This window comes from Streptomyces sp. NPDC007025 (assembly GCF_042869455.1).
In the GTDB taxonomy this organism is placed as follows: Bacteria; Actinomycetota; Actinomycetes; order Streptomycetales; family Streptomycetaceae; genus Streptomyces.
The window spans coordinates 222,444-243,294 of record NZ_JBIAFT010000005.1 but is presented as its reverse complement, the minus strand read 5'-3'; the positions used below and the strand labels follow the sequence as shown (position 1 = coordinate 243,294).

The 20,851-nt window shown below is 72.7% G+C and carries 16 protein-coding genes and 2 tRNA genes; 14 read left to right on the top strand and 4 right to left on the bottom strand.

Features of this window, described 5'->3' with window-relative positions:
• Window positions 1-547: 547 nt before the first annotated feature.
• The 12 genes from dnaN to ACFYMO_RS12080 all read left to right on the top strand — a co-directional run bounded on the left by dnaN (window position 548) and on the right by ACFYMO_RS12080 (window position 15,733).
• Entirely contained in the window at window positions 548-1,678 is a 1,131-nt protein-coding gene (dnaN, locus tag ACFYMO_RS12135; RefSeq protein ID WP_019356754.1) for a DNA polymerase III subunit beta, read from the top strand.
• Window positions 1,679-1,960: 282 nt separating this feature from the next.
• The gene (gnd, locus tag ACFYMO_RS12130; protein WP_366772616.1) at window positions 1,961-2,899 is read left to right on the top strand and encodes a phosphogluconate dehydrogenase (NAD(+)-dependent, decarboxylating); all 939 of its coding nucleotides are present in this window, start codon (window positions 1,961-1,963) and stop codon (window positions 2,897-2,899) included.
• 9 nt (window positions 2,900-2,908) lie between these two features.
• On the top strand, window positions 2,909-4,024 hold the full coding sequence (gene recF, locus ACFYMO_RS12125; protein WP_360289838.1) for a DNA replication/repair protein RecF: 1,116 nt from the start codon (window positions 2,909-2,911) through the stop codon (window positions 4,022-4,024).
• Window positions 4,021-4,608: a DciA family protein gene (locus ACFYMO_RS12120; protein WP_366772615.1), complete on the top strand. Its 588-nt coding sequence runs from the start codon at window positions 4,021-4,023 to the stop codon at window positions 4,606-4,608. The genes recF and ACFYMO_RS12120 overlap by 4 nt, the downstream gene beginning before the upstream one ends.
• A 262-nt stretch (window positions 4,609-4,870) precedes the next feature.
• Window positions 4,871-6,976, top strand: a complete 2,106-nt coding sequence (gene gyrB / locus ACFYMO_RS12115) for a DNA topoisomerase (ATP-hydrolyzing) subunit B (RefSeq protein WP_366772614.1) — start codon at window positions 4,871-4,873, stop codon at window positions 6,974-6,976.
• Between the two features lie 67 nt (window positions 6,977-7,043).
• Window positions 7,044-9,656, top strand: a complete 2,613-nt coding sequence (gene gyrA / locus ACFYMO_RS12110) for a DNA gyrase subunit A (RefSeq protein ID WP_366772613.1) — start codon at window positions 7,044-7,046, stop codon at window positions 9,654-9,656.
• Window positions 9,657-9,674: 18 nt separating this feature from the next.
• Window positions 9,675-10,262: a DUF3566 domain-containing protein gene (locus tag ACFYMO_RS12105; protein WP_276476304.1), complete on the top strand. Its 588-nt coding sequence runs from the start codon at window positions 9,675-9,677 to the stop codon at window positions 10,260-10,262.
• A gap of 81 nt (window positions 10,263-10,343) precedes the next feature.
• Window positions 10,344-10,417: transfer RNA gene (locus tag ACFYMO_RS12100), tRNA-Ile, on the top strand.
• 225 nt (window positions 10,418-10,642) lie between these two features.
• Window positions 10,643-11,707, top strand: coding sequence for a YihY/virulence factor BrkB family protein (locus tag ACFYMO_RS12095; protein WP_366772612.1), 1,065 nt, complete (start codon window positions 10,643-10,645; stop codon window positions 11,705-11,707).
• Window positions 11,708-11,810: 103 nt separating this feature from the next.
• Entirely contained in the window at window positions 11,811-11,945 is a 135-nt protein-coding gene (locus ACFYMO_RS12090) for a DLW-39 family protein (protein ID WP_019356762.1), read from the top strand.
• A gap of 282 nt (window positions 11,946-12,227) precedes the next feature.
• Window positions 12,228-14,201 (top strand): VWA domain-containing protein, encoded by a 1,974-nt coding sequence (locus tag ACFYMO_RS12085; protein WP_388545910.1) that lies wholly within the window; start codon window positions 12,228-12,230, stop codon window positions 14,199-14,201.
• Between the two features lie 11 nt (window positions 14,202-14,212).
• Window positions 14,213-15,733: a hypothetical protein gene (locus ACFYMO_RS12080; RefSeq protein ID WP_388545907.1), complete on the top strand. Its 1,521-nt coding sequence runs from the start codon at window positions 14,213-14,215 to the stop codon at window positions 15,731-15,733.
• Window positions 15,734-15,794: 61 nt separating this feature from the next.
• Here the strand turns inward: ACFYMO_RS12080 and ACFYMO_RS12075 are convergent, their stop codons facing one another.
• Window positions 15,795-16,439, bottom strand: coding sequence for a TetR-like C-terminal domain-containing protein (locus tag ACFYMO_RS12075; protein WP_366772609.1), 645 nt, complete (start codon window positions 16,437-16,439; stop codon window positions 15,795-15,797).
• 162 nt (window positions 16,440-16,601) lie between these two features.
• Here ACFYMO_RS12075 and ACFYMO_RS12070 point away from each other — a divergent pair, with 162 nt between their 5' ends.
• Window positions 16,602-16,814 (top strand): DUF4287 domain-containing protein, encoded by a 213-nt coding sequence (locus tag ACFYMO_RS12070; protein WP_366772608.1) that lies wholly within the window; start codon window positions 16,602-16,604, stop codon window positions 16,812-16,814.
• A gap of 36 nt (window positions 16,815-16,850) precedes the next feature.
• Here ACFYMO_RS12070 and ACFYMO_RS12065 read toward each other — a convergent pair whose 3' ends face one another.
• Together ACFYMO_RS12065 and ACFYMO_RS12060 are read right to left on the bottom strand one after the other, a co-directional pair.
• Window positions 16,851-18,254, bottom strand: coding sequence for a serine/threonine-protein kinase (locus ACFYMO_RS12065; protein WP_366772607.1), 1,404 nt, complete (start codon window positions 18,252-18,254; stop codon window positions 16,851-16,853).
• A gap of 71 nt (window positions 18,255-18,325) precedes the next feature.
• On the bottom strand, window positions 18,326-18,877 hold the full coding sequence (locus tag ACFYMO_RS12060) for a helix-turn-helix transcriptional regulator (protein WP_366772606.1): 552 nt from the start codon (window positions 18,875-18,877) through the stop codon (window positions 18,326-18,328).
• A gap of 130 nt (window positions 18,878-19,007) precedes the next feature.
• On the opposite strand from ACFYMO_RS12060, the gene ACFYMO_RS12055 reads away from it, so the two are divergent.
• A tRNA-Ala gene (locus ACFYMO_RS12055) sits at window positions 19,008-19,080 on the top strand.
• 144 nt (window positions 19,081-19,224) lie between these two features.
• Here ACFYMO_RS12055 and ACFYMO_RS12050 read toward each other — a convergent pair.
• Window positions 19,225-20,850 (bottom strand): PLP-dependent aminotransferase family protein, encoded by a 1,626-nt coding sequence (locus ACFYMO_RS12050; RefSeq protein WP_388545902.1) that lies wholly within the window; start codon window positions 20,848-20,850, stop codon window positions 19,225-19,227.
• Between the last annotated feature and the right edge of the window lies 1 nt (window position 20,851).

The following is a 20,851-nucleotide window of genomic DNA, read 5'->3' as shown; positions in this document are numbered from 1 at the left end:
GCTACGACCCGGGGACGAGACCCGCGGGTTGTCCACCGGCCGCCCACAGGATGCGGGGTCTTATCCCCAGTGATCGGCCTCTTCTCCACAGAGCTGTCCACTGTTCGGCAACTCAACGCGCCCGCTCACCGGTCCGAGTGAAAGCCGTCACATCCAGGGCGAGGTTTGGGCTGTGGGAAAGCCGGGGAAAGCTGTGGGCGGAGCTGTGGGGAAACCGCCCCTCCCTGTGGGCGGGGTGTGCAGAACTTTTCGCCATCCACAGCGAACCCCGCTTCCTCCACCGGTCCGCCCACAGGCGCGGTGGACAAAATTTCCCGGCTGAGCTGCGGAAACGTACTTTTCCACCGTTTCCACAAGCCCTACTACTACGACCACACAGAGAGAGCCCGGGAATCGCTTCGAAGTGGGGGCTGTGCACAAGTCGGCGCCGCGCGCTCCGGACCGCACCGCACCGACTTGACCCGCACCCGCGCCCGCTGTCAGTCGGGTACGTCAGACTGGTGCCCGGCAAAGCACGAGCAGAGGCAGCAGCAGGAGGCGGCTGAACGTGAAGATCCGGGTTGAACGCGATGTGCTCGCGGAGGCGGTGGCCTGGACGGCCAAGAGCCTCCCCGCCCGCCCGCCGGTGCCCGTGCTCGCGGGCCTGCTGTTGAAGGCGGACGACGGCACCCTGAGCCTCTCCGGCTTCGACTACGAGGTCTCGGCGCGGGTCTCGGTCGAGGCGGAGGTCGAGGAGGACGGCACGGTGCTGGTCTCCGGCCGGCTGCTGGCCGACATCTGCCGCGCCCTGCCCAACCGCCCCGTGGAGATCTCCACAGACGGGGTACGGGCGACCGTGGTCTGCGGCTCGTCGCGGTTCACCCTGCACACACTCCCTGTGGAGGAGTACCCGGCACTGCCCGAGATGCCGTCCGCGACCGGCACCGTCCCCGGCGAGGTCTTCGCGGCGGCGGCCCAGCAGGTCGCCATCGCGGCCGGGCGGGACGACACCCTGCCGGTGCTCACCGGTGTGCGCATCGAGATCGAGGGCGACACCGTCACCCTGGCCTCCACCGACCGGTACCGCTTCGCGGTGCGCGAGTTCCTGTGGAAGCCCGAGACGCCGGACGCCTCGGCGGTGGCCCTGGTGCCCGCCAAGACGCTGCTGGACACGGCGAAGTCGCTGAACGGGGGCGACAGCGTCACGCTGGCGCTCTCCGGCTCCGGCTCCGGTGAGGGGCTGATCGGTTTCGAGGGCGCCGGGCGGCGGACGACGACCCGGCTGCTGGAGGGCGACCTGCCCAAGTACCGCACGCTCTTCCCGACGGAGTTCAACTCCGTCGCGGTGATCGAGACGGCACCGTTCGTGGAGGCCGTCAAGCGCGTGGCGCTCGTCGCCGAGCGGAACACCCCGGTGCGGCTGAGCTTCGAGCAGGGCGTGCTCACTCTGGAGGCCGGTTCCAGCGACGACGCACAGGCTGTGGAGAGGGTCGACGCGGACCTGGACGGCGACGACATCTCGATCGCCTTCAACCCGGGCTTCCTGCTGGAGGGGCTGAGCGCCATCGACTCGCCGGTGGCCCAGCTGTCGTTCACGACCTCGACCAAGCCCGCCCTGCTGAGCGGCCGGCCGGCCAAGGACGCCGAGGCGGACGAGGCGTACAAGTACCTGATCATGCCGGTCCGCCTCTCCGGCTGAGCGGACACCGCCCGAGGCCGCGCCCCGCGGCCGTCGGCGCGCACCGCACCGACGGCCGGGCCCGGCGGGCGGGGAGCCGCGCGAGGGGCGCGGGCGACTGATCGCCGGCCCGTCCGGCGGACGCGACCAGGCAGTGGGCGGCCCGGGCCCGGCCTCCGGCGGGGCGCACCCAGCGGGCGGGCGGCGTGCCCCGGGTCGCCGTACCGCCGCGCCGAACAGGGGTGCGGCAAGGCGTAGGGTCGAATGCGTACGAAACTGCGGAAACTCAGCTAAGGGGCAGTGATGGAGCTCGGTCTGGTCGGTCTCGGGAAGATGGGCGGGAACATGCGCGAGCGCATCCGCCGCGGGGGCCACACGGTCATCGGGTACGACCGGAATCCGGACATCTCCGATGTGGACAGCATCGAGGAGCTGGTGGGCTCGCTCAGCGCACCCCGCGTGGTGTGGGTGATGGTGCCGGCGGGCGCGGCGACCCAGTCGACCGTGGACCAGCTCGCCGAGCTGCTCTCGCCCGGTGACCTGGTGGTGGACGGCGGCAACTCGCGCTGGACCGACGACGAGAAGCACGCCGAGGAGCTCCGGGCCCGGCGGATCGGGTTCGTGGACTGCGGCGTCTCCGGCGGCGTGTGGGGCCTGGAGAACGGCTACGCGCTGATGTACGGCGGCTCCGACGAGGACGTGGCGAAGGTGCAGCCGGTCTTCGACGCGCTCAAGCCCGCGGGCCGGTTCGGTTCGGTGCATGCGGGGAAGGTCGGTGCGGGCCACTTCGCGAAGATGGTCCACAACGGCATCGAATACGCGATGATGCAGTCCTTCGCGGAGGGCTGGGAGCTGCTGGAGGCCGCGGACTCGGTCACCGATGTGCGCGAGGTCTTCCGCTCCTGGCAGGAGGGCACCGTCATCCGCTCCTGGCTGCTGGATCTGGCCGTCAAGGCGCTGGACAGCGACGAGCACCTGGACGCGCTGCGCGGTTACGCGGCCGACTCCGGCGAGGGCCGCTGGACGGTGGAGGCCGCGATCGACAAGGCGGTGCCGCTGCCGGCGATCACCGCGTCGTTGTTCGCGCGGTTCTCCTCCCGGCAGGAGGACTCCCCGCAGATGAAGATGATCGCCGCGCTGCGCAACCAGTTCGGCGGGCACGCGGTCACGGCCGCGGACAAGGCCGGTGAGAAGGGCGCGGACGCACCGGGTGCCGACGTCACGCCGCCCGCGGGAGGCTGACGCCGGCCGATGCACGTCACGCATCTCTCGCTCGCCGACTTCCGCTCGTACACCCGGGCCGAGGTGCCGCTGGCACCGGGTGTGACGGCGTTCCTCGGGCCGAACGGCCAGGGCAAGACGAATCTGGTGGAGGCCGTCGGCTATCTCGCCACGCTGGGCAGCCACCGGGTCTCGGCGGACGCGCCGCTGGTGCGGCAGGGCGCCGAGCGCGCCGTGGTCCGTGCCGTGGTGCGGCAGGACGAACGCGAGCAGCGGATCGAGCTGGAGCTGAATCCGGGCCGGGCCAACCGGGCGCGGATCAACCGCTCGTCGCAGGTGCGGCCCCGGGATGTGCTGGGCATCCTGCGCACGGTGCTGTTCGCGCCGGAGGACCTGACGCTGGTCAAGGGCGACCCGGGCGAGCGCCGCCGCTTCGTGGACGAGCTGGTGACGGCCCGCGCGCCGCGGATGGCGGGGGTGCGGTCGGACTACGAGCGGGTGCTCAAGCAGCGCAACAGCCTGCTGAAGTCGGCAGCGATGGCCCGGCGGCACGGCGGACGCGGGGTGGACCTGTCCACGCTGGACGTGTGGGACCAGCATCTGGCGCGGGTCGGCGCGGAGTTGCTGGCGCAGCGGCTGGATCTGCTGGCGGTGTTGGGGCCGCTGGCCGACAAGGCGTACGAGCGGCTGGCGCCGGGCGGCGGCCCGGTGGCGCTGGCGTACCGGGGGCCGGTGACGGGTGCGTCCCGGGAGGAGCTGTACGCGGGTCTGGTGGCGGCGCTGGGCGAGGCGCGCAAGCAGGAGATCGAGCGCGGGGTGACGCTGGTGGGCCCGCACCGCGACGATGTGCTGCTGCGGCTGGGCGAGTTGCCGGCGAAGGGGTACGCCAGTCACGGGGAGTCCTGGTCGTATGCGCTGGCGCTGCGGCTGGCCGCCTACGAGCTGCTCAAGAGCGAGGGGCATGAGCCGGTGCTGGTGCTGGACGACGTCTTCGCCGAGCTGGACAGCAGGCGCCGGGCCCGGCTGGCGGAGCTGGTGGCTCCGGCCGAGCAGGTGCTGGTGACCGCGGCCGTGCCGGAGGATGTGCCGGGCGTGCTGTCGGGCGCCCGGTTCGCGGTGGCCGACGGTGAGGTGGCGCCGCTGTGAGCGAGCAGCCGGAGGCGGCGGGCCGGCCCCCCGAGCAGGGCGGTACGGGCGAACGGGGCGGGCCGGGCGGCGGTACGCCGCCCGCGCCGAGCGGGGTGGATCTGGCGCGGGTCGCGCTCCGTGCGGCCAAGGAGCAGGCGCGGGCGCGGGGTGCCGAGGCGCAGCAGCGCCGGCAGGCCCGCCGGGGTGGCGGGCTGCGCTCGGGCGCGCGGCGCGACGGGCGGGATCCGCTGCCGCTGGGTGCCGCCGTCAGCAGGCTGATCGCGGAGCGCGGCTGGGAGACGCCGGCGGCGGTCGGCGGGGTGATGGGGCGCTGGCCGCAACTGGTGGGGCAGGAGGTGGCGCAGCACTGCGAGCCGCAGCGGTACGACGAGGAGGAGCGCACACTGCTGGTGCGCTGCGACTCGACGGCCTGGGCGACGCAGCTGCGGCTGCTGGCGCCGCGGCTGGTGGCGCGGCTGAACGAGGACCTCGGGCAGGGCACCGTGCGGATGATCAAAGTGCGGGGTCCGGAGGCTCCGCGCAAGGGGTACGGGCCGCTGCGGGCGCCCGGCAGCAGGGGTCCGGGCGACACGTACGGGTGAGGCCGTGAGCTGCTCGGTCGCGGTGTGTGTACGGAGTGGAACAGCCGGATACGGATCGAAGCGCTCAGTGCCACTGTGAGGCTCCTGGCCCCCCGGTCCAGATATGGGGAGTCGATGGACGCCAGTTCAGGGCGCCACATGTGGACTCAGGCACCGGCAAACCCCCATTCACGTTGCGGCCACCGGTACACTGGGGGACTACCGCACCGTTGCGGAACATGTCGAACGACGCAGCCGCTCCGCCTTGCCTAGGAGACGGCCTGTGCTGTGCCAGAAAGGGCGCTTCGTGGCCGATTCCGGCGATCTCAACGAGAACGACAACACGACCCCGCCGCAGTCCGCGGAGGAACCCCCGAACCACGGCGAGGGCGCCGGTCCGGACCCCGCGGGCGGCGGCGCTGCTGCGGCGTCGGCCGGCGCCGGGGGGCCGTCGTACGACGCGAGCGCGATCACCGTCCTGGAGGGGCTGGACGCGGTCCGCAAGCGCCCCGGTATGTACATCGGGTCGACCGGTGAGCGTGGTCTTCATCACCTGGTGTACGAGGTGGTCGACAACTCGGTCGACGAGGCGCTCGCCGGGCACGCGGACACCATCGATGTGACGCTGCTCGCCGACGGCGGGGTGCGGGTGACCGACAACGGCCGCGGTATCCCGGTGGGCATCATCCCCTCCGAGGGGAAGCCGGCCGTCGAGGTCGTGCTGACGGTGCTGCACGCGGGCGGCAAGTTCGGCGGCGGCGGCTACGCGGTCTCCGGCGGTCTGCACGGCGTGGGCGTCTCCGTGGTGAACGCGCTGTCCAGCAAGGTCGCCGTCGAGGTCAGGACCGACGGCTACCGCTGGACGCAGGACTACAAGCTGGGCGCGCCGACGGCCCCGCTGTCGCAGAACGAGGCCACGGACGAGACCGGCACTGTGGTCACCTTCTGGGCCGACGGGGACATCTTCGAGACGACGGACTACTCCTTCGAGACGCTCTCGCGGCGGTTCCAGGAGATGGCGTTCCTCAACAAGGGGCTGACCATCTCGCTGACGGACGAGCGCGAGGGCCACGTCGACGAGGAGGGCCGGCCCAACACGGTCCGGTACCACTACGAGGGCGGTATTGCGGACTTCGTCCGCTACCTCAACTCGCGCAAGGGCGAACTGGTCCACGAGACGGTGATCGACTTCGAGGCCGAGGACGCGGAGCGGATGCTCTCGGTCGAGGTCGCGATGCAGTGGAACAGCCAGTACAGCGAGGGGGTGTACTCCTTCGCGAACACCATCCACACCCACGAGGGCGGCACCCACGAGGAGGGCTTCCGGGCCGCGCTGACCGGGCTGATCAACCGGTATGCGCGGGAGCGCAGGCTGCTGCGCGAGAAGGACGACAACCTCACCGGCGAGGACATCCGCGAGGGCCTGACCGCGATCATCTCGGTCAAGCTGGGCGAGCCGCAGTTCGAGGGCCAGACGAAGACGAAGCTGGGCAACACCGAGGCCAAGACCTTCGTCCAGAAGATCGTCCACGAGTATCTGACCGACTGGCTGGACCGGAACCCGAACGAGGCCGCGGACATCATCCGCAAGGGCATCCAGGCCGCCACGGCGCGGGTCGCCGCGCGCAAGGCGCGGGACCTGACCCGGCGCAAGGGGCTGCTGGAGACGGCGTCGCTGCCGGGCAAGCTCTCGGACTGCCAGTCCAGCGACCCGGTGAAGTGCGAGATCTTCATCGTGGAGGGCGACTCGGCGGGCGGTTCGGCCAAGTCGGGCCGCGATCCGGAGTACCAGGCCATCCTGCCGATCCGCGGCAAGATCCTGAACGTGGAGAAGGCGCGGATCGACAAGGTCCTGCAGAACGCCGAGGTGCAGGCGCTGATCTCGGCGTTCGGCACGGGTGTGCACGAGGACTTCGACATCGAGAAGCTCCGCTACCACAAGATCATTCTGATGGCGGACGCCGACGTCGACGGCCAGCACATCAACACGCTGCTGCTGACCCTGCTCTTCCGCTTCATGCGGCCGCTGGTGGAGGCCGGGCACGTCTTCCTGTCCCAGCCGCCGCTCTACAAGATCAAGTGGAGCCGGGACGAGTACCAGTACGCGTACTCCGACCCGGAGCGCGACAGCCTCATCCAGCTCGGCCGCGAGCAGGGCAAGCGCATCAAGGACGACTCGGTGCAGCGCTTCAAGGGCCTGGGCGAGATGAACGCGGACGAGCTGCGTGTCACCACCATGGACATCGAGCACCGCGTCCTGCGCCAGGTGACGCTGGACGACGCGGCCGCGGCCGACGACCTGTTCTCCATCCTCATGGGGGAGGACGTCGAAGCCCGCCGCTCGTTCATCCAGCGCAACGCCAAGGACGTCCGCTTCCTCGACATCTGACGTCGGCCCCTGGCCGCCGCGCCGGGACCCGAAGCGCCGCACACAGACAAGGACTTGATCTTTCACCATGGCCGACGAGACCCCCACCACACCCGAGCCGACGCCAGAGAACGCCCCCGCGCCCGACAGCGCGCTGGTGGACACCGAGGCGGGTGCCCGCGTCGAGCCCGTCAGCCTCGAGACGGAGATGCAGCGCTCCTACCTCGACTACGCGATGAGCGTGATCGTGAGCCGCGCGCTGCCCGACATCCGCGACGGCCTCAAGCCGGTGCACCGGCGCGTGCTGTACGCGATGTACGACGGCGGGTACCGCCCCGAGAAGGGCTACTACAAGTGCGCCCGCGTCGTCGGCGACGTCATGGGCACCTATCACCCGCACGGTGACACCTCGATCTACGACGCGCTGGTGCGGCTGGCGCAGCCCTGGTCGATGCGGATGCCGCTGGTCGACTCCAACGGCAACTTCGGCTCGCCGGGCAACGACCCGGCCGCCGCCATGCGGTACACCGAGTGCAAGATGGCGCCGCTGGCCATGGAGATGCTCCGGGACATCGACGAGGAGACCGTCGACTTCCAGGACAACTACGACGGCCGCAACCAGGAGCCGACGGTCCTGCCGGCGCGCTTCCCCAACCTGCTGATCAACGGCTCCGCCGGGATCGCCGTCGGGATGGCGACCAACATTCCGCCGCACAATCTGCGGGAGGTGGCCGCAGGTGCCCAGTGGTTCCTCGACCACCCCGAGGCGTCCAACGAGGAGCTGCTGGAAGCCCTCATCGAGCGGATCAAGGGCCCGGACTTCCCCAGCGGCGCCCTGGTGGTGGGCCGCAAGGGGATCGAGGAGGCGTACCGCACCGGGCGCGGCTCGATCACCATGCGGGCCGTGGTGGAGGTCGAGGAGATCCAGGGCCGCCAGTGCCTGGTCGTCACGGAGCTGCCCTACCAGGTCAACCCGGACAACCTGGCGCTGAAGATCGCCGACCTGGTCAAGGACGGCCGGATCGGCGGGATCGCCGACGTCCGCGACGAGACCTCGTCGCGGACGGGGCAGCGTCTGGTCATCGTCCTGAAGCGGGACGCCGTCGCCAAGGTCGTCCTCAACAACCTCTACAAGCACACCGATCTGCAGACCAACTTCGGCGCGAACATGCTGGCGCTGGTCGAGGGCGTGCCGCGCACCCTGTCGCTGGACGCCTTCATCCGGCACTGGGTCGCGCACCAGATCGACGTCGTCGTGCGCCGCACCCGCTTCCGGCTGCGCAAGGCCGAGGAGCGCGCCCACATCCTGCGCGGTCTGCTCAAGGCGCTGGACGCGATCGACGAGGTCATCGCGCTGATCCGGCGCAGCCAGACCGTCGAGGAGGCCCGCGGGGGCCTGATGGGCCTGCTGGACATCGACGAGATCCAGGCCAACGCGATCCTGGAGATGCAGCTCCGCCGGCTGGCCGCGCTGGAGCGGCAGAAGATCACCGCCGAGCACGACGAACTCCAGCTCAAGATCGACGAGTACAACGCGATCCTCGCCTCGCCCGAGCGGCAGCGGCAGATCATCGGCCAGGAGATGGGCCAGATCGTCGACAAGTACGGCGACGACCGGCGCACCAAGCTGATCCCCTTCGAGGGCGACATGTCCATCGAGGACCTGATCGCCGAGGAGGACATCGTCGTCACGATCACCCGTGGCGGCTACGTCAAGCGCACCAAGACCGACGACTACCGGGCGCAGAAGCGCGGCGGGAAGGGGGTGCGCGGGACGAAGCTGAAGGAGGACGACATCGTCGACCACTTCTTCGTCTCGACCACCCACCACTGGGTGCTGTTCTTCACCAACAAGGGCCGCGTCTACCGGGCCAAGGCGTACGAGCTGCCGGACGCCGGCCGCGAGGCGCGCGGCCAGCACGTGGCCAATCTGCTGGCCTTCCAGCCCGACGAGCAGATCGCCGAGATCCTCGCCATCCGGGACTACGACGCCACTCCCTACCTGGTGCTGGCCACCAAGTCGGGGCTGGTCAAGAAGACCCCGCTCAAGGACTACGACTCGCCCCGCTCGGGCGGTGTCATCGCGATCAACCTCCGCGAGATGGAGGACGGCCGCGACGACGAGCTGATCGGCGCCGAACTGGTCTCGTCCGAGGACGATCTGCTGCTGGTGAGCAGGAAGGCGCAGTCGATCCGTTTCACCGCGACCGACGAGGCGCTGCGCCCGATGGGCCGGGCCACCTCCGGTGTCAAGGGGATGAGTTTCCGTGAGGACGACGAACTCCTCTCGATGAATGTCGTGCGGGCGGGTACGTTCGTCTTCACGGCGACCGACGGCGGGTACGCGAAGCGGACGGACGTGGACGACTACCGGGTCCAGGGCCGCGGCGGGCTCGGCATCAAGGCCGCCAAGATCGTGGAGGACCGGGGATCGCTGGTCGGCGCGCTGGTGGTCGAGGAGACGGACGAGATCCTCGCCATCACGCTCGGCGGCGGGGTGATCCGCACGCGGGTCAACGAGGTGAGGGAGACCGGCCGTGACACCATGGGCGTTCAACTGATCAACCTGGGCAAGAAGGACGCGGTGGTCGGCGTCGCACGCAACGCCGAGGCCGGTCGCGAGGCCGAGGAAGTGGAGGCCGCGGCGGGTACCCCCGACGAGGGGGAGCAGCAGGACGCGCCCGACCCGGATGACGACTAGGACAACTAGGAGCAGGGCGTGAGTGGTGCTCAGCCGCAGCCGAAGGCGCAGCCGCAGGCAAAGCCCCCGTCCCCGGCCCAGCCGCAGACCGAGCAGCAGCCGCACCGGCCGCCGCAGGCGTATCCGTCTCCGGACCCGGGCCGGGCCGGCCCGTCGGACCGGCCGGAGCACTCCGGCCGGTCCGGGGGCTCCGACACCGTGCGCAAGCCCCGCACCGGGGCGCGCACGGTGCCGCGGACGCGCAAGGCCCGGCTGCGGGTGGCCAAGGCCGACCCGTGGTCGGTGATGAAGGTCAGCTTCCTGCTGGCGGTGGCGCTGGGGGTCTGCACCATCGTGGCGATCGCGGTGCTGTGGATGGTGATGGACGCGATGGGCGTCTTCTCCAGCATCGGCGGCACCGTCAGCGAGGCCACCAGCGCCGAGGGCAGCAGCGGCTTCGACCTGGAGACGTTCCTCTCGCTGCCCCGCGTTCTGCTCTTCACCTCCCTGATCGCCGTGATCAACGTCGTGCTGGCCACCGCGCTGGCCACGCTGGCGGCGTTCGTCTACAACCTCTCGGCCGGCTTCGTCGGCGGTGTCGAGCTGACCCTGGCGGAGGACGAGTAGGACCCGCCGCGGTCCCGCTCCGGCTGCCCGGGAACCGATTTGGGACCACGGCTGAAGTGCGCTAACCTTTCTGTGCAGCGCGCGGCTATAGCTCAGACGGTTAGAGCGCTTCCCTGATAAGGAAGAGGCCCCAGGTTCAAGTCCTGGTAGCCGCACAGCGACGGAAGGCCCGGCCCCTCGGAAGAGGCGCCGGGCCTTCCGCTTTTCGGCTCCGTCTCGGCGTCCCACTGCTCTGTTCGCCTGCTCCCGCCGGGATCGCGCGGAGGGCGCGTGAGCGGGACCGCACGCCACGGACGTTTGGCGCCGCTCCTGTTCTGGTACCGGTAGCCCCGTCCTGCTGTCGGCGCCGCCGGGCGCCTCCTGGCGAGCGGAGCGCTGCGATGACCGGATCCGACCCGGAGCCCGAACCGGGACCCGAGCCCGAACCGGGAACCGGCACCGAGCCCGAGCCCGACCGGGAGGCGGCCTCCGCAGGCGCCGAGGCCGCCGCCGGGCGGCTGCCCACCGGGCCGCCGCATCCGCGCAGCGGGACGCTCGGCCAGACGCTCAAGCGGACCGCGGCCGAGTTCAAGGAGGACGGCCTCGCCGATGTGGCCGCGGCGCTCACCTACTACGCCGTGCTGTCGGTCTTCCCCGCACTGATCGCGCTGGTCTCGCTGGTCAGTCTGGTGATGAGCCGCGAGAAGATCGTCGAGACCCTGAACGACCTGGTCGACACGGTCGGTCCCGCGTCCGCCGCCGAGACGTTCAAGAAGCCGATCGAGTCCATGGCGTCCGGCACCGGCGCCCCGTCGGTGCTGCTGGTCGTCGGGGTCCTGGGCGCGCTGTGGACGGCTTCGGGGTACGTCGGCGCCTTCGTCCGGGCCTCGAACGTCATCTACGAGGTGCAGGAGGGCCGCCCCTTCCGCACGCTGCGCCCGGTGCAGCTGCTGGTGACCGCGGGCGCGGTGCTGCTCCTGGCGGTGGTGCTGGTCGGGTTGGTGGTCAGCGGCCCGGTGGCGGAGTCGGCCGGGCGGGCGCTGGGCGTCGGGCACGCGGCGGTGACCGCCTGGGAGTGGGCCAAGTGGCCGGTGCTGGCACTGGTCGTCGTGGCGATCATCGCCGGGCTGTACCACGCCTCGCCCAACGTGCGGCTGCCCGGGCTCTCCTCGGTGCTGCCGGGGGCGGTGCTGGCGCTCGGGGTCTGGCTGGTGGCCTCGGCGGGCTTCGCGTTCTACGCGGCGAACTTCGGGTCGTACAACGAGACGTACGGGGCGCTCGGCGGGGTCGTGGTCTTCCTGGTGTGGCTGTGGCTGACCAATCTCGCTGTCGTGCTCGGTGCCGAGTTCAACGCCGAGCGGGAGCGCGGCCGGCAACTGGCGGCCGGGGTGCCGGGCGCCGAACGGCGGATTCGGCTGGCGGAGCGCTCCGCCGCCGCGCGGGAGAAGCGCGCGCGGACCGTCTGAGGGGCGCGTCCGGCGGGCGGGCCGACCGGGCTGTCGGAAGAGGTGGTTGGGTATCATCGGCCGCCTAAGAGGTCCCACTGTCTAAGAAGGACGAGGTAGCGCGGTGAAGAAGCTTTTCCTGGTCGCACTGGCCGCCATCGGCGGTCTCCTCGTGTACCGCCAGATCCAGGCGGATCGCGCCGAGCAGGATCTGTGGACGGAGGCGACCGACTCCGTGCCTGCAGGTTCCGGCGTGTAGCCCCAGCGAACAGCAACGAGAGGCCCCGGCCGCCGACTGCGGCCGGGGCCTCCGTCATGTGCCGGCCGCTCCGCAGGGTCGGCTCCCCAGTCGGTGGACCCGGCAACAAGCGGCTGCAAAAGGCCTCTTGGGGAGGGGAGGCGCCCGGGTGCGCGGCGGCCGTCGGGATGCCTGTGCTGTTGCTGTACCGTGACACCTCCCCCTTGCTGCTTGCTCTTGCAAAGCAATACCGTGCTTGCGCAAAGCTACCGGGGTCCGTACGGGCCGAAGGGGGAGACGAGCATGCGCACTGCGCGGAGGCGGCGGACCGGACCGTTGCCGAGAGGGGCGGCGGGAGGGGCGCTGCTCGCCCTGCTCGCCGGGCCGGCGGTGGCACCCGCCGCCGCGGCCCCGGCCGCTCCGGCCGCCCGGGACGCCGCGGTTGGCGGCACCCGTGCGCTGGAGATCGTGCTGGACTCCTCGGGCTCCATGGCCCGGGAGACGGGCTCCGGCGGGACCCGGATGGAGTCCGCCCGGGACGCGGTGGGCGCCCTCGTCGACAGCCTCCCCGACGGATACCCCACCGGGCTCCGGGCCTACGGCGCCGACCGGGCCGCGAGCTGCACCGACACCCGGCTCGTCGAACCGGTCGGCGCACTGGACCGGGCGGGGATCAAGAAGGCCGTCTCCGGGGTGCGGCCCAAGGGCGAGACCCCGATCGGCCCGGCGCTCCGGAAGGCCGCCGCCGACCTGCCCGACCCGCCGCGGAACACGCCGGCCCGCCACACGATCGTGCTGGTCTCCGACGGCGAGGACACCTGCGGTGACCCGGAGCCGTGCGAGGTCGCCGAGGAGCTCTCCCGGGACGGCCTGGACCTGCGGATCGACGCCATCGGCTTCCAGGTGCGCGGCGAGGCACGCGAGCAGCTGGAGTGCATCGCGGAGGCCGGGCACGGGAAGTACTACGACGCGCCGGAGGCCGAGGACCTGGCCCGCGAACTGGAGCGCGCCGGGCGGCAGTCGGCGGCCGGCTACCGGTTCGAGGGCAGGCGGGTCAGCGGGACGCGCTCCTCGGCCGACGCCCCTCGGCTGCGTGCCCCCGGCCAGTACCTGGACACCATCGGGCCCGGGGAGACCCGCTGGTACAGCACCGAACTCGGCGCCGGCTCCGCCGCGCGGGCCGTGGACCTCGCCGCCACCGGAGTGCCCGCGCCCGGCGCCCGCGTGGGCACCGCGGACGGTCTGGAGCTGACGATGCGCAGCTCCGACGGCAGCCGGTGCGGCAGCGGCCGCTCCTGGTTCGCACAGGACGAGGGCGGCGTCCCCCTCACCGCGGCGGTCAGCCGGATCCCCGACGGGGACGGCGCCCGCTCCTGCGACCGGCCCGGACGCTTCACCTTCGAGCTGACCCGCGCCACCGCCGACGGCTCCGACCGGGCGCGCTGGCCCGTGGAGCTGCGGCTCGGCACCGAGCGGGCGCTGCCCGGCGGGGCGGCACCGGCCCGCGCCGAGACCGACTACGGGCCGGGAGGCGAGGACGCGGCCCTGCCGACGGGCGCGCCCCGGGACATCGAGGGCGGCACCGGGTTCAACGACGCGAGGAAGCTGCGCGCCGGCGTGTGGCGGGACACCCTGGTCCCGGCCCAGACCCGCTGGTACCGGGTTCCGGTCGGCTGGAACCAGCAGCTGCGCTACGACGTCGAGTTCGCCAACGAGCCCGCGCGCCCGCGGAGCGGCTCCGTCCCCTCCTCATCCGTGTGGACGGAGCTGTACACGCCGGGACGGCTCCCGGTCGCGGGCGGTACGGAGTTCACCACCCGCCGCCCCTACCGGGGCGAGCCGGTGAAGGTGTCGCACGGTACCGTGCCGGTCTCGTGGCGGAACCGTACGGAGCCCGCCGCCTCCGTACGCCCGGTGCGGCGCGACGGCGACTACTACGTGGCGGTCACGCTGGGCGCCGGGGCCGACCGCATCGCCGCGCACGCCGCGGTCCGGGTGGTGCTGCGCGTCGATGTCAAGGGCCGCCGGAAGCAGGGCCCCGAGCACGACGCGCCGTACGCCGGTGCCGGTGGAGCGGCGGACGGGCGCCGCGGCGGCGCGTCCGCCGGGGGCGGGCCGTCGGGCAGTGTGCGGCACGCGGGGGAAGGACCGCATCCGGCGGTCGCGGCCGCGGGCGGCGCCGCGGCCGTGCTGCTGGCGGCGGGCGGGGCGGGGTACGCGCTGCGGCGCCGTGCCAGGGTTCGGAGCGCGACGGCGACGAGGGGTGGAACGTGGTGACGGGGGACGACATGCGCGACGGGTGTGACAGGAGTGACGGGCACGGCGGAAGCGGCCACGAACCCGGGCACGGCCACGACCCCGGCCACGGCCACGAACCCGACCCCGGCCACGAACCCGGGCACGGGCGCCGACGTGCGGCCCGCGCCGCCGCGTTGGCCGTCCTGCTGTGCCTGACCGCCGGGGTCCTGGGCGGCCAGACCGCACCGCGGGCGTGGGCGGCAGGTGCCCCGCGCGGCTGGGAACCGGCCGCCGACGCACAGCGGATCACCGGCGCCGCGAGCAGCGCGGACGCGCCCGAGGTGGCGTCCGGCCTGTTCACCGACCGGATCCGGCCGGGTCGGGAGAAGTACTACGCGCTCGACCTGGACGCGAAGGCGGACGTCCATGTGACCGCGACCGGGATTCCGGAACCGGGGTCCAGGGTCACCTTCCAGGACGGCCTCAAGGTGACGTTGCAGAACACCGACGGGGACTCCTGCTCCGAGGGCTCCGCCGTCGGGAACGGCGACACCGCCTTCCCGCTGGCCGCCACCGCCTCCCGGCTGATGGGCGACCCCGCGGACGAGGACTGCCGCACCGCGGGGCCCTACCTGGTCCATGTCGTCCGCGAGGAGGGCGACAACTCCGACCCCAGTTCCTGGCCGCTGGAGCTGTCGGTCATGACGGAGCCCGGCCTCAAGGGCGGTATCCCGGCACCCCGGCCCGGCGCCGAGGAGGAGACCGACGCCCACAACACCCGCCCCGCACCGCCCTCGGGCCCGGCGGAGACCCGCACCGGCGGTACCGGCTTCAACGACGCCCGCGCGCTCGGGGACGGGGTGTGGAAGGACCGCGTCCGCGCCGGGGAGACCCGCTGGTTCCGGGTGCCGGTGGACTGGGGGCAGCGGCTGTACGCGCGTACGGAGCTGCCCAACTCCGCGCGGCGGTCCGGGACCGGGAGCCGGTATGTGCCGCACGGCTTCCGGATGAACGTCTACAACCCGGCGCGCACCCCGCTCTACGACGAGGACTTCCAGGGCTACGACGGCGACGGAGCCAAGTTCGACCGCTACAGCAACCCGGTCCGCTACGAGAACCGCTTCCTCGACGCCGCCTCCGGGACCCGCTTCGCGGGCTGGTACTACGTGGCCGTCACCGTCGGCCCGGACATGGCGACGCAGTTCCCGGACGGCACCCCGGTCACCCTGCGGATCGACGTCAGAGGCCGGGCGCAGCAGGGTCCGGAGTACGACGGGGACGCCGCCGCTGCCGGATTCGGGGTCTCCGGCCGGGACCGGGAGATGGCCGAGAAGGGGCTGACCGAGGCCCAGGCCGAACACAGCGCGACCCTGCGCACGGTGGGCTGGGCCGGTGTCGGTGCGGGCACGGCGCTCCTCCTCGTCCTCGCCCTCTGGCTGCTGCTGGCCCGCCGCCGGGCCCGCACGGCCGGGTACCCGGCGCCCGCCCCCTACGCCGCGGTCCCGCCGGACGGTCCGCTCCCGCACCACTCGCCCTACGCCCCTCCGCGCGGCGGCCCTCCGCAGGGCTAGAGCCCGTCCGACGGGACCGCAGCGTGGGGAACGCCTGGGCTTTCCGCCGTGCCCGGTGGCGTCAGATGCCGCGTTCGATCATGTCGATGACATCCTGGCCCGCGTCCTGGACCTGGGTGGGGTGCAGGCCGCGCAGCGGGCCGTCGATGAGCAGGACTGCGAGCCCGTGCACCGCTGACCAGGCGAGGAACTCGGCGCCGGGGCGCCGGTCGGCGGCCAGGAGTCCGGCGTCCACGAGGCTGTCGAGGGCTTCGCCGAGCAGCTCGAAGGGGGTCTTGCCGGTGGCGCCCGCGGCGGTGCCGGCCGCGGCGTGGGTCATGTCGCCGGGAACGTGGAAGGCCGTGCGGAACAGGCCGGGTTCCTCCTGGGCGAAGCGCAGGTATCCGGTGCCGACGGCACGGAAGCGGGCCCGCGCGACGGCCTCCGGGTCCTCGCTGGGCGGCACGGCGGCCTGTTCGGCCTCCATGGTGCGGGCGACCCGGGCCATGGCCGCCTGGGAGACGGCGTGCAGCAGAGCGTCACGGTCGGCGAAGTGGCGGTAGGCGGCGTTGGGGACGACACCCGCCTGCCGGGTGGCGGCGCGCAGGACGACGGCCTGCGGGCCGCCCTGGCGGGCGAGTTCGAGGGCGGCCTCGAGCAGGGCGTTGCGCAGGTTGCCGTGGCGGTAGGTGTCCCGTTTGGGCTTCTCGTTCCCGGTTGCCGCCATGGTGACTCTCTCCAATGTGGACAGCATCCACTTTTGTCGTCTACGCTCTCGCTCATCACTCGGGGGTGCGGGTCACCACACCCTGTGAATGTGGACATCGTACACAAGGGCGGTCGTGCGCCGTCCGGTCCGGTTCACCTCACCACACAGAACGGAACCGTCATGACCACACCCGCGAAGGGCCCCGCGAGCTACTTCCCCGCCATCGAGAAGAAGTACGGCCGCCCGATAGCCGAGTGGAAGGACCTCATCCGGACCTCGCCCCTGACCAAGCACATGGAACTCGTCACCTGGCTCAAGACCGAACACGGCCTGGGCCACGGCCACGCCAACGCCCTGGTCGCGCACACTCTCGCCGAGGCGAGCGGCAACTGAGCCCCTCCCCGCAGAGCCCGGGGAGAGCGCCGCGGACTACGCCGCTGTCGAGAGCGCCCAGACGCCCGCGGCCAGGCACAGGAGCGCGACGAGCAGCATCGGCACCGCGACCTTGAGCGGCGGGCCGGGTCTCCGTGCGGGGGCCGGCACGTGCGCGGGCGGCGCCGTCGCGGCGGGCGCCACCTGGCTCGCCGGGCCCGGCGGCCCCGCCGGGTACCCGTACGCCGGGGAGGCGCGGGTGCCCTGGTCCGCCGCGACCGAGTACGGACCGGGCCGGGGGGGCGCCGCCGGTGGCGTAGCCGGCTGCTGCGGCACCGGCTGCGCGGCGGTGGCCGCTGCGGCGGAGACCGCCGCGGGCGGCTGCAGCGGAAAGCTCCCGGTGTCGGACGGCCGCGGGGTGGGCACGGCCCCCGGCGCCGGGGCGGCCGCAGCGGCGCCGGGGGCGGTCTCCTCGGCGGCCGCCCCGGCGGTGCCGCTCCCGGCCCCCGCCCCGCTGCCGGGCCCGCTGCCGGTTCCGGTGGCACCGCCGGCGGGCGTGTCCGGGCCCGGTGCGGCCGGGCGCAGCGGACCGTCGGGGCCGAACCCTCCCGGCAGCGGGCCGATGTGGTCGAAGACCTCGACGGCTTCCTGCTCCACCGTCGCGTCCCGGTCCAGCAGTTCGGCGGCTGCGGCCAGGGCCTTGCGGGCGCCGGTCGCGGTGCGGAAGCGCACGGCCGGGTCGGGCTGCAGCAACTGGCCCAGCACCTGCCACAGCGGCTCGGCCACCCCCTCGGGCGCCGCGGGCAACCCGTGCTCGTACTCCTCGAACAGCGCCTGTGCGTCGGGCTTCCGGCCGGTGAGCAGATGAAGGCCCACCAGCCCGACCGCGTACAGGTCCGAGGCGAAGTCCGCCTCCGCCTCCAGCATCTGCTCGGGTGCGAAGTAGCCCGGCGTACCCACGACGTAGTTGGTCTCGGTCAGCCGGGGCTCGCCCTTGCGCATGGAGATGCCGAAGTCGGACAGCCGCAGGTGCGGACGGCCCGTGCCGGTGCAGTCCAGCAGGAGGTTCGCCGGTTTGATGTCCCGGTGCACCACGTCCTCGGCGTGCACGGCGGCCAGGCCGGAGAGGAGCTGATCGAGCAGGGTGCACACGAACGTGGGAGGCAGGGCGCCGTAGTCGCCGACGAGATGGGCCAGCGAGCCGCCCCTGACCAGTTCCATCGTGAACAGGACCTGCTCGTCGTCGGCCGCCCAGCTCGCCGGGGCCAGCACGTGCGGGTGGTCGATGCGCAGGGACTGTTCGCGGACGAAGCGCAGCAGGGTGTGGGCGTCGGACTGCTGGAGCACCTTGGCGGCCACGTACCGCCTGCGCCGGTGGTCCCAGGCGCGCCAGACCGTCCCGGCGCCGCCGCGTCCGATCGGATCGACCAGCTCGTACCTGCCGGCGAAGATCTCACCCATGGTGCTCGCGCCCGCCCCTTGCTTCCGCGTTTCCGCTGTACCGCAGTGAACCGCGGTGCGGCTCGTGGTGATCAGCTCTGGTGCGACTCGTAGTGCTTGACCGCGTCGGAGGTGCGGCCCGCGCCGTAGACCCGGAGGAACTCTGCCAGTTCCGGGTGGGAGGGGGCGAGTGCGTTGGACGCCTCGATGATGTCGGCGGCGTCCGAAACCGACCGCAGCAGGGCCTGGATCTCCCGTACGACCCGCTTGACCGGGGTCTGGGAGGCGCCGGAGGAGGTGGTCTGCGTGGTGTTGTTGAGCACACTGCCGCCCGCGGTCCGGCGGATCTCGTCCATCCGGTCGGTCGCGTCGGCGGCGCTGATGTCGCCGCGCGCCACCTCGGCGGCCAGCTCCTGGAGGGCCTGGACGCGCTGGACGACGGCCGGGTTCCCGATCTTTGCCCGCTGCCCGCTCATGAGCTGCGAAAGCATAGGTGCGGACAGTCCGAGCACCGTCGCGAGGCGGGCCTGGTTGAGCCCCAGATCCTCGATCAGACGACGGAAGAGGGTTCCCAACGGCTCGCCGTACCACTGACTCTGGAGCTCGCGCGCCTTCGCCGTCGGGTCCTGTGCTGCTGCGTCCATGGCGTCTCCCCTGGGCTGCCCTGTGGTGCTTCGCTCGCGCGAACTTGCCGTGCATCCTACGGACGGTGGCGGGGGCGGGGCGATACCCGGTCGGAATTCGTCTCCCGGAGCCGGTACCCTGGTGCGCGACGGGGCCATAGCTCAGTTGGTAGAGCGCTGTCTTTGCATGGCAGATGTCAGGGGTTCGACTCCCCTTGGCTCCACCCGGAAATGCCCTCTGTCCTGCGAAAACGCGGGGCGGAGGGCATTTTTCGTGCCCCGGCCGACCCCGGGCCCCGGCACCGCTGTCCGCGCCAGGCCCCGGAGCTCCGGCGCGGGCGGCGGTGTGCGACGTCACCCGTGCTCGGTCACCTGCGAACGTCCGGCTCTGCGTCTGCGTCTGCGTCTGCGTCTGCGTCGGGGGCGTCGGTGTCCGCGTCCGCGTCTGCGGTGTCGGCGACGGTGTCAGTGGCAGCGGCCTGCGGGCCGGACGGTGCGAGTGGCGGTGGCAGCGCGCGCACGAGCGCCTCGAGAGCCGGGGTCCAGGCGTGGTCGGAGGGGGTGGCGTAGCCGACGACCAGGCCGTCCGGTGCGGCCATGGTCGCCGCCGGGTGGCGGAAGGAGGCCAGCCCGTCCAGCGCGACGCCCTGCCAGGTCGCCGCCTTGACCGCCGAGCGCTCGGTGCCCGGGGGCAGCCGCAGCACGGCGTGCAGCCCCGCCGAGATGCCGGTGGCGTGCACATGCGGGGCGTGCCGCTCCAGTGCGGTGAGGAGTTGGTCGCGGCGCCGCCGGTACCGCTGGCGCATACGGCGGATATGGCGGTCGTAGCCCCCGGAGGTGATCAGGTCGGCCAGGGTCAGTTGGTCCAGCACACCGGTCCAGCCCTCCCGTTCGCCCTTGACGGCGAGCACGTCGTCGACGAGATGGTCGGGCAGCACCATCCAGCCCAGCCGCACGGCGGGAGACAGGCTCTTGCTGGCCGAGCCGAGATAGAGCACCCGGTCGGGATCGAGCCCCTGCACCGCGCCCACCGGCCGGCGGTCGTAGCGGAACTCCCCGTCGTAGTCGTCCTCCAGCAGGAGCCCGCCGACGGCGCGGGCCCAGTCGACGACCGCCGTGCGCCGCTCCGGCTCCAGCGGTCCCCCGGTGGGGAACTGGTGTGCCGGGGTGAGCAGCGCGGTCCGCACCTGCGGGAGATCCGCCAACTCCACGACGCGGGCACCGCTTTCGTCGAGTGACAGGGGCGTCGTGGCCACCGGCGCGGCGGCCAGCAGTGCGCGGTGGAAGGGCAGGCCGTAGGACTCCACGGCGATCGGGCCCGGCAGCACCGCGCCGGCGAGCAGCCGCAGCGCGTGCGCGAACCCGGAGCAGATGACGATGCGTTCGGGGCTCGTGCGTACGCCGCGCGCGCGGGCCAGGTAGTCGGTCAGGGCCCGGCGCAACTCGACGCGGCCCTGCGGGTCGCCCGGCCCGAACGCCTCGTTGGGTGCGGCGCTCACCGCCCGCCGCGCCGAGGCCAGCCAGGGGCCGCGCGGGAAGGAGGCGTCCTCCGGCTGGCCCTGCCGGAGGTTGTGCGTGGGAGGGGCGGGTTCCGCCGGTCCCGGCGGCTGCCGTCTGGGGCGGCGGGGCGTGAGCGGCTCCGCCCGGCGGGCCACCCGGGTACCGGAACCCTGCCGGGCGGTGAGCCAGCCTTCGGCGACCAGTTCGCCGTACGCCTCGGCGACGGTGTTGCGCGCGATGCCGAGGTCGGCGGCGAGGGAGCGGTAGGGCGGCAGGCGGGTCCCGGGGGCGAGCCGGCCGGACCGCACCGCCTCCCGCAGGGCGGCCATGAGCACGGTGCGGCGCCCACCCGCGGCCGCCAGTTCCACATGCAGGTCCTGCCCGAGCACCTCCGCCGCCCCGGACGCCGTCGGCTCCGCGTCCGGGTCCGGGTCCGGGTCCGGGTGTGCGGCCGGGTTGCCCGGGTCCGGCAAATTGACCCGCGATTCTCCCATG

Coding starts and splice junctions, on each gene's coding strand:
- ACFYMO_RS12085 (WP_388545910.1), top strand. CDS start 12,228: ATGCGCACTGCGCGGAGGCGGCGGACCGGACCGTTGCCGAGAGGGGCG.
- ACFYMO_RS12095 (WP_366772612.1), top strand. CDS start 10,643: ATGACCGGATCCGACCCGGAGCCCGAACCGGGACCCGAGCCCGAACCG.
- gnd (WP_366772616.1), top strand. CDS start 1,961: ATGGAGCTCGGTCTGGTCGGTCTCGGGAAGATGGGCGGGAACATGCGC.
- recF (WP_360289838.1), top strand. CDS start 2,909: ATGCACGTCACGCATCTCTCGCTCGCCGACTTCCGCTCGTACACCCGG.
- ACFYMO_RS12075 (WP_366772609.1), bottom strand. CDS start 16,439: ATGGCGGCAACCGGGAACGAGAAGCCCAAACGGGACACCTACCGCCAC.
- ACFYMO_RS12070 (WP_366772608.1), top strand. CDS start 16,602: ATGACCACACCCGCGAAGGGCCCCGCGAGCTACTTCCCCGCCATCGAG.
- ACFYMO_RS12050 (WP_388545902.1), bottom strand. CDS start 20,850: ATGGGAGAATCGCGGGTCAATTTGCCGGACCCGGGCAACCCGGCCGCA.
- ACFYMO_RS12080 (WP_388545907.1), top strand. CDS start 14,213: ATGCGCGACGGGTGTGACAGGAGTGACGGGCACGGCGGAAGCGGCCAC.
- ACFYMO_RS12065 (WP_366772607.1), bottom strand. CDS start 18,254: ATGGGTGAGATCTTCGCCGGCAGGTACGAGCTGGTCGATCCGATCGGA.
- ACFYMO_RS12060 (WP_366772606.1), bottom strand. CDS start 18,877: ATGGACGCAGCAGCACAGGACCCGACGGCGAAGGCGCGCGAGCTCCAG.
- gyrA (WP_366772613.1), top strand. CDS start 7,044: ATGGCCGACGAGACCCCCACCACACCCGAGCCGACGCCAGAGAACGCC.